This is a genomic window from Pseudomonas sp. FSL R10-1339 (assembly GCF_009600545.1).
Lineage (GTDB): Bacteria > Pseudomonadota > Gammaproteobacteria > Pseudomonadales > Pseudomonadaceae > Aquipseudomonas > Aquipseudomonas bubulae.
Genome location: NZ_WIVQ01000265.1, coordinates 1 through 476 on the forward strand (window position 1 = coordinate 1; position 476 = coordinate 476).

At 62.8% G+C, this 476-nt stretch carries 1 pseudogene; it reads right to left on the bottom strand.

What is annotated here, in order from left to right:
- Positions 1 to 476 (bottom strand): annotated as a pseudogene (locus tag GHO03_RS24740) (Tn3 family transposase); the annotation flags it as partial.

The following is a 476-nucleotide window of genomic DNA, read 5'->3' on the forward strand; positions in this document are numbered from 1 at the left end:
ACGCTCATGCGCTGCGCCGTGTTTTGCAGCAATTCCCTGGACATGATTTTGTAGGCGCGTTGGCGCACCTCGCCGAACGGCGTCGGATCGGCCACGCTGTCGTCCACGTACAGCGACAGCAGGCGGCCAACCTGCGGCGTTTCCTGATGGCGTCGCAGCTGTTCGGCGACAAAGGACTGTTTCGCACCCGTGCGGCTCTCGTCCTCAAGTTTTTTCATGTGGAAGGCCATCGCGTCGACCAGGTTGTCGGTGAGCTGCCGGTAACGTACCCAGGCATAGCACAGCAGGTAGAGCCGGGTCTGCTCCGCCTTCAGGTGGCGCAGGTCATGGACGGTATAGAAGTTCGCCAGGCTCGCGTAGTACAGCAGGTTCTGCTGCGAGATGCCGAGCTTGGGCAGCAGCGCCTTGGCGATCCCGTGCAAGGACTTCAGCGTGGCGCGCTTCTCGCGCTCCCCTGCCATCTGGCGCCAGCCGAA